The sequence below is a fragment of the Streptomyces sp. 4N509B genome, from assembly GCF_052245655.1.
GTDB lineage: Bacteria > Actinomycetota > Actinomycetes > Streptomycetales > Streptomycetaceae > Streptomyces.
Genome location: NZ_JBQQBZ010000001.1, coordinates 289,388 through 301,694, shown reverse-complemented (window position 1 = coordinate 301,694; position 12,307 = coordinate 289,388). Strand labels below are relative to the sequence as shown.

At 73.7% G+C, this 12,307-nt stretch carries 10 protein-coding genes; 6 read left to right on the top strand and 4 right to left on the bottom strand.

The annotated features are described in order from the left end of the window. Positions 1–137 precede the first annotated feature (137 nt). Together ACTWP5_RS01305 and ACTWP5_RS01300 are read left to right on the top strand one after the other, a co-directional pair. Positions 138–1,871, top strand: coding sequence for a protein kinase domain-containing protein (locus ACTWP5_RS01305; RefSeq protein ID WP_443218755.1), 1,734 nt, complete (start codon positions 138–140; stop codon positions 1,869–1,871). A 61-nt stretch (positions 1,872–1,932) separates the two neighbouring features. Then, positions 1,933–3,153 (top strand): phosphotransferase, encoded by a 1,221-nt coding sequence (locus tag ACTWP5_RS01300; RefSeq protein WP_443218754.1) that lies wholly within the window; start codon positions 1,933–1,935, stop codon positions 3,151–3,153. 34 nt (positions 3,154–3,187) lie between these two features. On the opposite strand, the gene ACTWP5_RS01295 is transcribed toward ACTWP5_RS01300, so the two are convergent. Beyond that, positions 3,188–3,868, bottom strand: a complete 681-nt coding sequence (locus ACTWP5_RS01295) for a response regulator (protein ID WP_443218753.1) — start codon at positions 3,866–3,868, stop codon at positions 3,188–3,190. Positions 3,869–4,225: 357 nt separating this feature from the next. Between ACTWP5_RS01295 and pdhA the strand changes: the two genes are divergently transcribed. From pdhA to ACTWP5_RS01275, 4 genes are all read left to right on the top strand, one after another. Continuing rightward, the gene (gene pdhA, locus ACTWP5_RS01290) at positions 4,226–5,470 is read left to right on the top strand and encodes a pyruvate dehydrogenase (acetyl-transferring) E1 component subunit alpha (RefSeq protein ID WP_443218752.1); all 1,245 of its coding nucleotides are present in this window, start codon (positions 4,226–4,228) and stop codon (positions 5,468–5,470) included. A 1-nt stretch (position 5,471) separates the two neighbouring features. Continuing rightward, positions 5,472–6,509: an alpha-ketoacid dehydrogenase subunit beta gene (locus tag ACTWP5_RS01285; protein ID WP_443218751.1), complete on the top strand. Its 1,038-nt coding sequence runs from the start codon at positions 5,472–5,474 to the stop codon at positions 6,507–6,509. 61 nt (positions 6,510–6,570) lie between these two features. After that, positions 6,571–7,998 carry a dihydrolipoamide acetyltransferase family protein gene (locus ACTWP5_RS01280; RefSeq protein ID WP_443218924.1) on the top strand — a complete coding sequence of 476 codons (1,428 nt, stop codon included), beginning with the start codon at positions 6,571–6,573 and terminating at the stop codon, positions 7,996–7,998. A 338-nt stretch (positions 7,999–8,336) separates the two neighbouring features. Next, positions 8,337–8,762 carry a hypothetical protein gene (locus tag ACTWP5_RS01275; RefSeq protein ID WP_443218750.1) on the top strand — a complete coding sequence of 142 codons (426 nt, stop codon included), beginning with the start codon at positions 8,337–8,339 and terminating at the stop codon, positions 8,760–8,762. Positions 8,763–8,832: 70 nt separating this feature from the next. Here ACTWP5_RS01275 and ACTWP5_RS01270 read toward each other — a convergent pair whose 3' ends face one another. The 3 genes from ACTWP5_RS01270 to ACTWP5_RS01260 all read right to left on the bottom strand — a co-directional run bounded on the left by ACTWP5_RS01270 (position 8,833) and on the right by ACTWP5_RS01260 (position 12,283). Beyond that, the gene (locus tag ACTWP5_RS01270; protein WP_443218749.1) at positions 8,833–10,506 is read right to left on the bottom strand and encodes a substrate-binding domain-containing protein; all 1,674 of its coding nucleotides are present in this window, start codon (positions 10,504–10,506) and stop codon (positions 8,833–8,835) included. Positions 10,507–10,771: 265 nt separating this feature from the next. Further along, complete coding sequence (locus ACTWP5_RS01265) at positions 10,772–11,350, bottom strand: bacterial proteasome activator family protein (protein WP_443218748.1); 579 nt, start codon at positions 11,348–11,350, stop codon at positions 10,772–10,774. Between the two features lie 51 nt (positions 11,351–11,401). After that, positions 11,402–12,283, bottom strand: coding sequence for an ABC transporter ATP-binding protein (locus ACTWP5_RS01260; RefSeq protein ID WP_443218747.1), 882 nt, complete (start codon positions 12,281–12,283; stop codon positions 11,402–11,404). Positions 12,284–12,307 lie beyond the last annotated feature (24 nt).

The window sequence follows — 12,307 nt, the reverse complement described above, 5'->3', positions numbered from 1 at the left end:
ACGTTGTCCGTTCCGTAACGGGAGGGGAGGCTCGGGTCCCAACTTGTCATCGCGCCCGCGGAACCGGTTTGATGGCGAGGGCGGCGAACGCGCACGGACGCGCTCGATGAGCGGCACGGCGAGCACGGCGAGGACTGATGGCACAGGAGCAAGGCGCCCCGGACTCCGGCGACAGCGACCAGGAGCCCCGGGTGGCCGACGGCCCGACGCCCCCCGCCCAGGAGCCGGCCGACGGACAGGACCCGACGGGCGCCCGGGCCCACGACCCGAACGACTCGCCCGAGCAGTGGGGCGACAACGGCCTGGTCGGTGAGGGACGGTACCGCCTGACCCACCGCCTCGGCCGCGGCGGCATGGCGGAGGTCTTCGCCGCCGAGGACCTGCGGCTCGGCCGGCCCGTCGCGATCAAGCTGCTGCGCGCGGACCTCGCCGGGGACGCCGTCGCCAAGGCCCGCTTCACCCGCGAGGCCCAGTCCGTCGCCGGCCTCAACCACCACGCCGTCGTCGCGGTCTACGACTCCGGCGAGGAGTACATGCGGCCCGCCGGCGCCGCCAGCACCACGATGGTGCCGTACATCGTGATGGAGCTGGTGCACGGCCGCACCATCCGTGAGCTGCTGGTCAACGCCGACGCGCCGCCGCCCGAGCAGGCCCTGATCATCGTCTCCGGCGTCCTGGAGGCCCTCGCCTACAGCCACCAGCAGGGCATCGTCCACCGCGACATCAAGCCGGCCAACGTCATCATCACCGAGACCGGCACGGTCAAGGTGATGGACTTCGGCATCGCCCGCGCCCTGCACGGCGTCGCGCAGACCATGACCGCCACCGGCATGGTCATGGGCACCCCGCAGTACCTCTCCCCCGAGCAGGCCCTCGGCAAGACCGTCGACACCCGCTCCGACCTGTACGCCGTGGGCTGCATGCTCTACGAGCTGCTCGCGCTGCGCCCGCCCTTCGTCGGCGAGACGCCCCTGTCCGTGGTCTACCAGCACGTCCAGGACATGCCGCGGGTGCCCTCCGAGCACAACCCGGACGCGCCGCCCGAGCTCGACGGCCTCGTGATGCGCTCGCTGGCCAAGGACCCGGACGACCGCTTCCAGACGGCCGAGGAGATGCGCGGCGTCGTGCAGTACGCGCTGCGCATGCTGGAGGAGCACGGCGGCCACAGCGGCGGCCTGTGGAGCACGGGCCCGACGACGGGCGGCAGCCCCGACGACGTGGCCACCGCCGCCCACCGCGTGCCCGGCCACGCCGGCACCCGGTCCGGCGCCCGCCCCGGCGGCAGGGCGGCCGGCGCGGGCGTGGCCGCCACCAGCCAGTTCGCCGCCCCGATGCTGCTGGGCGACCCCGACGCCGGCGGCGACGGCGGCGGCGGGCACCGCGGCGCGGCACGCGGCGGCGGGCGGGGCCGGATGATCCTCGTGGCGCTGCTGGCCGTCGTGGCGATCGCCACGGGCGTGCTCGTCGCCGCGAACCTCGGCGGCGGCGACAACGAGCGCGACGGCGGCACCACCGTCGACTCCACGGACAACGCCACACCGGGCCACGACTCCGAGGGCGACAGCGGCGGCCGGAACGACGACGACCCCGACCCGACCGAGGACGTCCCCGAGGACGACGACTCCGACGAGGACGAGTACGTCCCCACCGAGCCCACCGAGCCCACCCAGACGGAGCCGACGGAGCCCACCTCCAGCCCGACGGAGGAGGAGACGGAGCCGGAGGAGACGGCGACGGAGACGGAGGACCCCGAGCCCTCGGACGAGCCGACCGAGGAGCCGACGGACCCCGAGCCCACGGGCGATCCCACCGAGGAGCCGACCGAGGAGCCGACCACCACCCCGCCGACCGACGAGAACGCGACAGAGTGATGGCCGAAACCCCCCGCTCCGCCGACGCGGCCACCGACGCTGACGCTGCCCGTGACGCCTGATGCCGCCCTCCGAGCGGACCCTGACCGCTCTGCTCCGCCGCTACGGGGCTGGTGAACCGCTCGCCTGCCAGCCGATCACCCAAGGGCTGCTCAACCGCGGCTACCAGGTGGCCACCACCCGGGGTCGTTTCTTTCTCAAGCAACACCTCGCGGACGACCCCGACGCCGTGCCCCCGCCCGAGTCCGTGCCCCCGTTGGCCGAGCAGCACCGGGCCACCGTCGCGCTGGCCGGCCTCGGGCTCCCCGTGGCGCCGCCGCTGGCCGACCGCGACGGGCGGACGATCGCGGTGCACGCGGGCCGGCGCTACGCCCTCCACCCGTGGATCGAGGGCCGCCACCGGGGTGGCGGCGAGCTGAACCGGCTCGACTGCCGCCGCCTGGGCGCCCTGCTCGCGCGGGTCCACCGGGGGCTGGAGCACGTGATGGGCCCGCTCGGCGGCCTGGGCCAGACGGGTCTCGTGGAGCGGCAGCCGGGGCGGGCGGGGCAGACGCCCGGACGGCCCTCCTTAGAGCCCGTGAGGCCCGCGGCGGCGCCCGTGGCCCTGACCCGAACGGCCGCCTCCCCGCCCCCCGCCGCCGCGAGCGGGCCGGCCGCCGCCGCGGCGCCCGCCGCCAGGGCGGCTCGCGCCGCCCCCGCCGCGCCCGCCGAGCCGGCCCAGACGCACGCCGTCATCGACCGGCTGCTGCGCCGCGTCCGGGGCAGCGGCCCGCGCCGCACCAGCTTCGACGAGCTCGCCGAGCACCGCCTGCTGGAACGCTGCTCGCTGCTGCGCGAGCACGCCGACCGCCGCCCCGACCGTTCCCAGACACCCGCCCGCGGCTGGGTCCACGGCGACTTCCACCCCCTGAACCTCCTCTACCGCGCCGACGCCGCCGAGCCGGCCGCGATCATCGACTGGGACCGCCTCGGCGTCCAGCCCCGCGCCGAGGAGGTGGTGCGGGCCGCGGCGATCTTCTTCCTCCGGCCGGACGGCGGCCTCGCCCTGTCGAAGGCCCGCGCCTACGCCCGCGCCTACCGCCACGGCACCTGCACCGACGCGGCCGAGATGGCGGCGGCGGTCCACCGCGTGTGGTGGGAGCGGCTGAACGACTTCTGGATGCTGCGCTGGCACTACGAGCGCGGCGACCACCGCGCGGACCCGCAGTTCCCCGCCGCGTCGGCCCTGGTCGTGTGGTGGACACGGAACGCCGACGCCGTGCGGGACGCGTTCTGCGACTGAGGGCCGCCGTCCGTGGCGCCCGGTGCTCGGCGGCTCAGGGCCGTTCGCGGTCGCGTTCCGCCTGGCGGCGGGCCACGTAGGCCGCGGCCTGGGAGCGGCGCTCCATGCCGAGCTTCGCCAGCAGGCTGGAGACGTAGTTCTTGATCGTCTTCTCGGCCAGGTGCAGCTCCTCGCCGATGGCGCGGTTGGTCAGCCCGTCGCCGATCAGGTCCAGGATCCTGCGCTCCTGGTCGGTGAGGCTCGCCAGCCGGTCGTCCCCCTCGCCCGCCGCGCCGCCGCCCCCGCCGCGCAGCCGCTCCAGCACCCGCTGGGTGGCGACCGGGTCGAGCAGGGACTTCCCCGCCGCGACGTCGCGCACCGCCGCCAGCAGCTCGGAGCCGCGGATCGCCTTCAGCACGTACCCGGAGGCGCCCGCCATGATCGCGTCGAAGAGGGCCTCGTCGTCCGCGTACGAGGTCAGCATGAGGCAGCGGATCGACTCGTCACGCGAACGGACCTCGCGGCAGACCTCGACGCCGCTGCCGTCGGGCAGCCGCACGTCGAGCACGGCCACGTCGGGCCGCACCGCCGGGATGCGCGTGGTGGCGTCGGCGGCGGTGCCCGCCTCGCCGACGACCTCGATGTCCGGCTCCATGGCCAGCAACTCGTGCACGCCCCGTCGCACCACCTCGTGGTCGTCGAGGAGAAAAACGGTGATTTTTCCTTCTCCGCGCACACCGTCAGTCTCACACAGCCTTCCCGTGCCTGCCTGGTCGCGTTACGGTGCAAGTGTCCTGGTGCCCCACGAGGCGTGGACCAGCGTTGTTCCATCAGTCCTTGAGCACCTGCCCGGATACTTGGACGTCAGATACTTTGATTTCCAGGTAAACCCGCAGGTCAGGGGCGCTTTCTTGGGTTGTGGACTTCGCTGATGCCGTGCTCTCATGGGGCCGTAGAACGGGACACGAACGGGACGCATCGCCCGTCCGGGTCGTCCGTCGCGCACCCACCCCCGTGCGCCACGCGACCCGTACGGGACCGCACTGGCCGCCCGGCGGATCCCGGGGCCGGACCGACGGAGGAGCACGAGACCGTGGACAGCACCACGAACGACGCGAAGGCGCGCGCGCCGCGTCGAGGCACCACCCGTAGCGCCGCCACCACCCGAGACGGCGGCAGCGGCGGCAGCGGCGGCACCGGCCGCAGGACCACCACGAGCCGCAGGGGCGGCGGCCGGGCGAAGCGCGGGGACACCGAGCGCCCGGAGATGGTGCAGCTGCTCACCCCCGAGGGCGAGCGGGTCGACCACCCGGACTACACCATCGACCTCACCCACGAGGAACTCCGCGGCCTCTACCGCGACATGGTCCTCACCCGGCGGTTCGACGCGGAGGCCACCGCGCTCCAACGCCAGGGGGAGCTCGGCCTGTGGCCCTCCCTCCTCGGTCAGGAGGCCGCCCAGATCGGCTCGGGCCGCGCCCTTCAGGAGCGCGACTACGTCTTCCCCACCTACCGCGAACACGGCGTCGCCTGGTGTCGGGGCGTGGACCCCACGAGCCTGTTGGGCATGTTCCGCGGCGTCAACCACGGCGGCTGGGACCCGAACGAGCACAACTTCCACCTGTACACCATCGTCATCGGCTCCCAGACCCTCCACGCCACCGGGTACGCGATGGGCGTGGCGAAGGACGGCGCCGAGTCCGTGGTGCTGGCGTACTTCGGCGACGGCGCCTCCAGCGAGGGCGACGTCGCCGAGGCGTTCACCTTCGCCGCCGTGTACAACGCGCCGGTCATCTTCTTCTGCCAGAACAACCAGTGGGCGATCTCCGAGCCCATCACGCGCCAGACCCGTGTCCCCCTCTACCAGCGCGCCCACGGCTACGGCTTCCCCGGCGTCCGCGTGGACGGCAACGACGTGCTCGCCTGCCTGGCCGTGACGCGCGCCGCCGCCGAACAGGTCCGCACCGGCCAGGGCCCGATGCTGATCGAGGCGTTCACCTACCGCATGGGCGCCCACACCACCTCCGACGACCCCACCCGGTACCGCCCGCACGAGGAGCTCAAGGAGTGGGAGGCGAAGGACCCGATCCTGCGCCTGCGTCGGCACCTGGAGCGTGAGAACGCCGTGGACGAGGCGTTCTTCGCCAGCCTGGACGAGGAGAGCGACGCGATGGCCCGGCGCGTGAGGGAGGCCATCCGCACGATGCCCGACCCCGACGCCATGGCGATGTTCGACCACGTCTACGTCGACGGCCACGCCCTGGTCGACGAGGAACGGGCCCAGTACGCCACGTACCTCGCCTCGTTCGCCGACGCCGAATCCGAGGGAGCTCGCTGAGATGACCACCCCGACCCGCACCGAGAGCCAGAACGGGACCCAGAACGGGCCCCAGGACGGGACGACCGAGAAGCTCCCGATCGCGAAGGCGCTCAACCACGCGCTGCGCGCGGCGTTGGACAACGACCCCAAGGTCCTCGTCATGGGCGAGGACGTCGGCAAGCTCGGCGGCGTCTTCCGCGTCACCGACGGCCTCCAGAAGGACTTCGGGGAGGAGCGGGTGATCGACACCCCGCTCGCCGAGTCCGGCATCATCGGCACCGCCATCGGCCTGGCGCTGCGCGGGTACCGCCCGGTCTGCGAGATCCAGTTCGACGGCTTCGTCTTCCCCGCCTACGACCAGATCGTCACCCAGCTCGCGAAGATGCACGCCCGCGCCCTCGGCATGGTGCGGCTGCCCGTCGTCATCCGCATCCCCTACGCGGGCGGCATCGGCGCCGTCGAGCACCACAGCGAGTGCCCCGAGGCGCTCTTCGCCCACGTCGCGGGCCTGAAGATCGTCACGCCCGCCACCTCCTCCGACGCGTACTGGATGCTGCGTCAGGCCATCGAGTGCGACGACCCCGTCATCTTCTTCGAGCCGAAGTCCCGGTACTGGGACAAGGGCGAGGTGAACCGCGCCGCCATCCCGGGGCCGCTCCACGCGGCCCGCGTCGTGCGGCCCGGCACGGACCTGACGCTCGTCGCGTACGGGCCGACGGTGCGCACCGCGCTCCAGGTGGCCACCGCCGCCGAGGAGGAGGGCCGGTCGATCGAGGTGATCGACCTGCGATCGATCTCCCCGATCGACTTCGACACCCTCGCGGAGTCGGTGCGGAAGACCGGGCGGCTCGTCGTCGCGCACGAGGCGCCCGTCTTCTTCGGCACCGGCGCCGAGCTCGCGGCCCGGATCACGGAGCGCTGCTTCTACCACCTCGAGGCTCCGGTGGTGCGCGTCGGCGGCTTCCACGCCCCGTACCCGCCCGCCCGGCTGGAGGAGGAGTACCTGCCCGGCCTGGACCGGATTCTGGACGGCGTCGACCGCGCCATGGCGTACTGACGGCTGACGGCGAGTGGCTGAGGAGACAGACAAAGTGGCTGAGCGCTATCGCGAGTTCACCATGCCCGACGTGGGCGAGGGGCTGACGGAGGCCGAGATCCTCAGGTGGCTGGTGCGTCCGGGCGACACGGTGACCGACGGACAGATGGTGGTGGAGGTCGAGACCGCCAAGGCGGCGGTCGAGCTGCCCATCCCGTTCGACGGCGCGGTCGAGGAGCTGCACGCGCCCGAGGGCGCGACGGTGGACGTGGGCGCCACGATCATCACCGTCGACACGCAGCCGGGCGCCCCGCCGGCGGCGGGGCGGGGGCAGGCGCCCGCGGCGGCCGGCGAGACGGGGGCGACCGGGGAGACGGGGGAGTCGGGGAAGTCCGGGGAGTCCGCCGAGGACTCCGGGTCGGGGGAGCGCCAGCCGGTGCTCGTTGGCTACGGCGTGGCCAACGGCACCGCGAGGCGCCGGCCCCGCAAGGCCGCCGCCCCGGCGGCCGAGCCGGCAGCGGCGCCCGCCGCGGTCGCCGCCCCGGCGCCCGCCCCGGCGCCCGCGACCGCGTCCGTCGCGGTGCGGGAGGGAGCCGCCGGGCGGCCGTTGGCGAAGCCGCCCGTGCGGAAGCTGGCGAGGGACCTGGGCGTGGACCTCACCGCCGTGACGCCGACGGGCGAGGGCGGGATCATCACGCGCGAGGACGTCCATGCCGCCGCCGCGCCCGCGCCCTCCCCGACGCCGGCACCGGCTCCGGCGGCCGCACCGGCGCCCGCCGCCGCACCGGCCCCCGCCCTGACAGCCGGGACCGGCGAGCGACGGGTGCCGATCAGGGGCGTGCGGAAGTCCACGGCGCAGGCCGTGTCCGGCAGTGCCTTCACCGCGCCGCACGTCACGGAGTTCGTCACCGTCGACGTCACCCGCACCGTCCGCCTCGTGGAGCGCCTGAAGAGCGACCCGGACATGGCGGACGTCCGCGTCACGCCGCTGCTCCTCGTCGCCAGGGCGCTGCTCCTGTCCATCCGCCGCAACCCCGACATCAACGCCGTCTGGGACGAGGAGAACCAGGAGATCGTCTACAAGGACTACGTCAACCTCGGCATCGCCGCCGCCACCCCGCGCGGGCTGATCGTTCCCAACATCAAGAACGCCCACGCCCAGTCCCTGACCGAACTGGCCCGCTCGCTGGGCTCGCTCGTCACCACGGCGCGGGAGGGGAAGACCACCCCGGCGGACATGACGGGCGGCACCGTCACCATCACCAACATCGGCGTCTTCGGCATCGACACCGGCACCCCGATCATCAACCCGGGCGAGTCCGCGATCCTCGCGTTCGGCGCGATCAGGCTCCAGCCCTGGGTCCACAAGGGGAAGGTGGTGCCGCGGCACGTCACGACGCTCGCGCTCTCCTTCGACCACCGGCTCGTCGACGGCGAACTCGGCTCCCGCGTGTTGGCCGACGTGGCGGCGGTGTTGGAGCGGCCGAGGCGTCTGGTGGTCTGGGGCTGACCGTCGGGGCTGACCGTCTGGGACTGAACGGGCGCGAACGAATCGGTGGCCTGTCCACGCGGTGATTACATGCGTGCCCGTTCAGAGTGAAACGGCACAGTGGCGTAACAAAGTTCCCTACCCAGCCCACTAAGCAGATAATCTGCGCCCGACGAGGGGTTCATTCTGCACGAGGGGAAGTCATGCGTAAGGGGACGATACGGCTCGCACTGCCCGCTGTAGCGGCAGTCGCGGCACTGGCCCTGACCGGTTGCGGAAGCGACGACGAGGCGCCGTTCGGCATCGAGGGCGCCGGTCCTGGTGCGATCGGTGGCGGCGGCGGTGAGGAGCCTCCTCCGATGCCGGACATGGAGGACATGGAGATGCCGGAGCTGGAGACCACCGGCGGCGGCATCGGCGGTGACAGCGGCGGCGACGGCGCCCCTGACGACAGCGGCGGTACTGACAGCGGCGGCGCCACCGGTGGCGGCGGCAGCGCCACGGTCGACGGCCTGGAGGGGTACTGGTTCACCGGTGACGGCACGGCGTCCACGGACTCCACGCTGACCTTCACCTCCGGCGACGTGATGTTCATCGAGAACACCGAGCTGGAGGGCGACATCTGCTACGGCACCGCCACCGACGGCGCGCTCACCTTCGACAGCTGCAGCATGTACGGCGACGTCGAGTGGAGCGCGATGTCGGCGACGCTGGAGGTCAGCGGCTCGACCCTGGTCGTCTCGTGGGACGACGGCACGGTGCAGGAGTACACCAACACCTACTGACACCTACCGAGCCGCGAGGGCTCAGCAGGAGGCGACGGATGGCCCGGCCCCCAGGGGGTCCGGGCCACCGTCACGTCGTGGCCCCCTCGCCCCGCCCGGTGTCCTCGTCCGCCGGGTCGCTCGGGTCGCTCGGGTCGGCCGGGTCGGCCGGGTCGTTCGGGTCGGTCCGGCCGCTCGCCTCGGACGCCTCGGACGCCTCGGCGGGTTCCGTCGGCACGGGCTGGCAGCGCATCGCGTCCCGCAGCTCCGCGCACGGCTGGTGGCCGTAGTCCCGGATGATGTCCTGGCCCACCTCGCGGGTGAGGTAGCGCAGGAAGCTCAGGGCGAGGGAGGTGCCCGCCGGCCGGTCGTAGGTGTAGGCGTACTCCGTCTCCCAGAACGGGTAGAGCCCCTCGTCGGCGGCCTCCAGGGTGGCCGCCTGCCCGTCGATGTCCAGCAGCCTGACCTCGCCGCGCTCGGCCGCCGCGCGGGCGGCGCTGACCTCCGCGTAGCCGATGGCGCCTTCGACGTCGGCGACCGTGTCGATCACGGCGTCGGTGTCGGAGACCTCGCAGGCCAGCACCTGGCCGGGCCGGTCGGGTATGCGGGTGAGGCAGTCGTCGGAGTTGTACGTCAGCGGCGGGCCCCCGAGCACCCGCTGCTCGAAGACGGCCCGCGTGCCCGAGCCCGACCTGCGGCTGACGAGCACGACGGGCGTGTCGGCGCCGCCGACCTCCCGCCAGGCGCCGACCTCGCCGCCGTAGACCCGCTGGATGTCCTCCCGCCGCAGGTCGGCGACCTCGGCGGCCGGGTTGACGACCAACGTGAAGAGGGAGAACGCGACGGGCCGCGAGACGAGCATGGCGTAGCTGTCGGGCTTCGGCCCGTCCGAGAAGGCGAGCATGTGCTGGTCGCGTTCGCGGTCCAGCAGGGCCAGGCCCTCCTGGCTGCCCGCCAGGGCGAGCTCGATCCGGGTCCCCGGGCAGGTCCGCTCGTACGCCCGCGCGGCGTCGTCGAGCACCGGCCTGAACGCCGTGGAGCCGACGACGGTGAGGGCGCTGCCCTCGGCGGCGCAGTCGACGCGGCGGCTGGTCTGGTCCTCGGTGAGCCAGACCACGAACTGGCCGACGACCAGCAGCATCAGGAAGCCGATCAGGAGCGCGGAGCGCCACGACAGGTCGGTGCTGCGGCTCGTGGTCCGCCGCACGCGGCCCCGGCTGACGCCGCCCTTGATGCCGCCGATGACGCGGAGCGCGTGGCCGCCGTTCCGTTGGGGCGGCTCGGCGGTGTCGGGGTCGCCGTGGAGGACGGCGAGGACCTTGTAGTGCTGCCCGCGGTTGAGGGGCACGCGGGGCAGTTCGATCAGGTCGTCGCGGTAGCTCAGGCCCGAGTCGGGGCCGAAGTTGGGGAGGAGTGACTCGTCGCTCGGCTCCGTCACGACCATCCGGTGCACCCGGCGGCCGGGGAACCGGACGCGCAGGCCGACCTTGTCGTGGTCGAGGACCTGGTAGTCGGAGGAGTCGATGTTGCCCAGGCCGTTGTTCTCGACGCGCAGCAGCACGAGCGACGGGTCGTGCAGGCCGGGCCAGAGCTGCTCCCAGCCGTCGGTTCCCGGCGGGTGGGCCTCGTCGGTGGCGGTGGTGTCCATCTGGACGCGGTAGCCGAGCCGCTTCAGGCCGAAGAAGACGAACTCCCACAGTGCGGCCACCACGGGTACGGCGACGCCGAGGACGGCGAGGATGATTTCCCACGGGAAGCTCTCCACGGCGCAAACATAGGTGTGAAGAAGGAATGTGGCGCCGTGTCAGCGCCCGTGGGAGGGAGGCTTCAACGAGTGTTCATCGCTCGTTGCCCCGCGGTTCTGTGGTGGCCTCCGGGCCGCGGGCGGACGGCCGGAGGCGCCGCCGGCGGGCCCGTCGGCGGAAGACCGTCGGGGCGGAGACAGCGGAACGGGAGCGAGGGCTGGGCCGGTGGGGCCGTGCCGGTGGACGGGCCGGCGGGGCCGGGGCCGGGGGCGGTGGCGGAGGCGGTCAGAGGTACGGGCCTGAGGAGCGCGGGCCGTGCTGGTCGTCCTCGTCGCCCTCGCCGCCGAGCACGCCGGGGGGCAGGGCGCGGCGCATCTGCTCCAGCTGGGCGCGGGCCGCCATCTGCTGCGCGAAGAGCGCCGTCTGGATGCCGTGGAAGAGGCCCTCCAGCCAGCCGACGAGCTGCGCCTGGGCGATCCGCAGCTCCGCGTCCGACGGCACCGTCTCGTCCGTGAACGGCAGCGAGAGCCGGTCCAGCTCCTCGACCAGCTCGGGGGCCAGACCCTCCTCCAGCTCCTTCACCGAGCTGGCGTGGATCTCCTTCAGCCGCGCCCGGCTCGCCTCGTCCAGCGGCGCGGCCTTCACCTCCTCCAGAAGCTGCTTGATCATGCTGCCGATCCGCATCACCTTCGCGGGCTGCTCCACCATCTCGGTGAGCGGGGTCTCCGAGCGGCCCTCGTGCTCGCCGTCGGCGCCGACATCGCCGTTTCCCCGAGGGCTGGCGGTGCCCAGCGCCATCCCGTCCGGTCCCACGACCAGCACCTGTGGGCTGTCCTGCGGTGGTTCGTTCCTCGGATGCGTCATGTTTCCATGATGCATCCGATGCGTGCCGCGGTTCACAACGGGCCTGGCCGCTCACCGCGGTGCGGGGTCCCCCGGCGCGATCCGGACGGTCTCCGGGCCGTGCCCGGGGGCGGCGGGGTGCCCGGGGGCGTCGGCGGTCACGGTGCCCGGCGGGGTCGCGTCGCGCCCCGGCTCGTCCGCCTGCTGCGGGGACAGGACGACCACCCGGTCCGCCCAGGCCGCGTCGCGCGGGTCGCTCGTCGCCATCAGCACGGCCGCCCCGGCCGGCCTGCGCAGCCGCAGCAGCGCCAGCAGCGTCTCGGCGAGCTCGCCGTCGAGGCCGGCGGTCGGCTCGTCGGCCAGCAGCACGCGCCGCTCCCCGGCCAGGGCGCGCGCGACGGTCACCGCGCGCCGCTGCGCGGGCGACATGGCGTCGGGCCGCGCCTCGATGACCTCGCTCAGCTCCATCTCCAGCAGGACGGTCACAGCCCGTCGTCGGGCGGCACGGGTGGTGACGCCGGAGAGCTCCAGTGGCAGCGCGATGTTCTCCACGGCCGTGAGGGAGGGGTCGAGGGCGGAGCCGGCGTCCTGCGGGGCGCGCGCGACGCCGCTCAGCCAGAGCTGGGCCAGTTCGGAGCGGGGGAGGGTGGCGAGGTCGGCGCCGTCGACGCGGACGCGGCCCGTGGCCGGCGCTCCCAGCCCGGCGGCGAGGGTGAGCAGCGCGGACTTGCCCGATCCCGGCGCGCCGAGGAGGGCGACGAACTCTCCGGGCCGCACGGTCAGGTCGAACGGGGCGGAGAGCGTGGGCGGTCGCGTCACGCCCTCGAAGGACAGCGCCGGCGGTTTCGCGTCGGGATCAGGGTGCGGGCGTGGCGCGGCCTGCGGGATCCGACTGGGCTGCGGTGTGGACTGCGGTGTGGGCGGTGGCGTGGGCTGCGGGCTGGTGGCGGTCATCGCATTCCCCAGTGTTTTGGTAGG

What these genes read in the sequence shown, in the direction of transcription:
- ACTWP5_RS01305 (WP_443218755.1), top strand. Translation starts at nt 138, where the DNA reads ATGGCACAGGAGCAAGGCGCCCCGGACTCCGGCGACAGCGACCAGGAG.
- ACTWP5_RS01300 (WP_443218754.1), top strand. Translation starts at nt 1,933, where the DNA reads ATGCCGCCCTCCGAGCGGACCCTGACCGCTCTGCTCCGCCGCTACGGG.
- ACTWP5_RS01285 (WP_443218751.1), top strand. Translation starts at nt 5,472, where the DNA reads ATGACCACCCCGACCCGCACCGAGAGCCAGAACGGGACCCAGAACGGG.
- ACTWP5_RS01280 (WP_443218924.1), top strand. Translation starts at nt 6,571, where the DNA reads ATGCCCGACGTGGGCGAGGGGCTGACGGAGGCCGAGATCCTCAGGTGG.
- ACTWP5_RS01275 (WP_443218750.1), top strand. Translation starts at nt 8,337, where the DNA reads ATGCCGGACATGGAGGACATGGAGATGCCGGAGCTGGAGACCACCGGC.
- ACTWP5_RS01265 (WP_443218748.1), bottom strand. Translation starts at nt 11,350, where the DNA reads ATGACGCATCCGAGGAACGAACCACCGCAGGACAGCCCACAGGTGCTG.
- ACTWP5_RS01260 (WP_443218747.1), bottom strand. Translation starts at nt 12,283, where the DNA reads ATGACCGCCACCAGCCCGCAGCCCACGCCACCGCCCACACCGCAGTCC.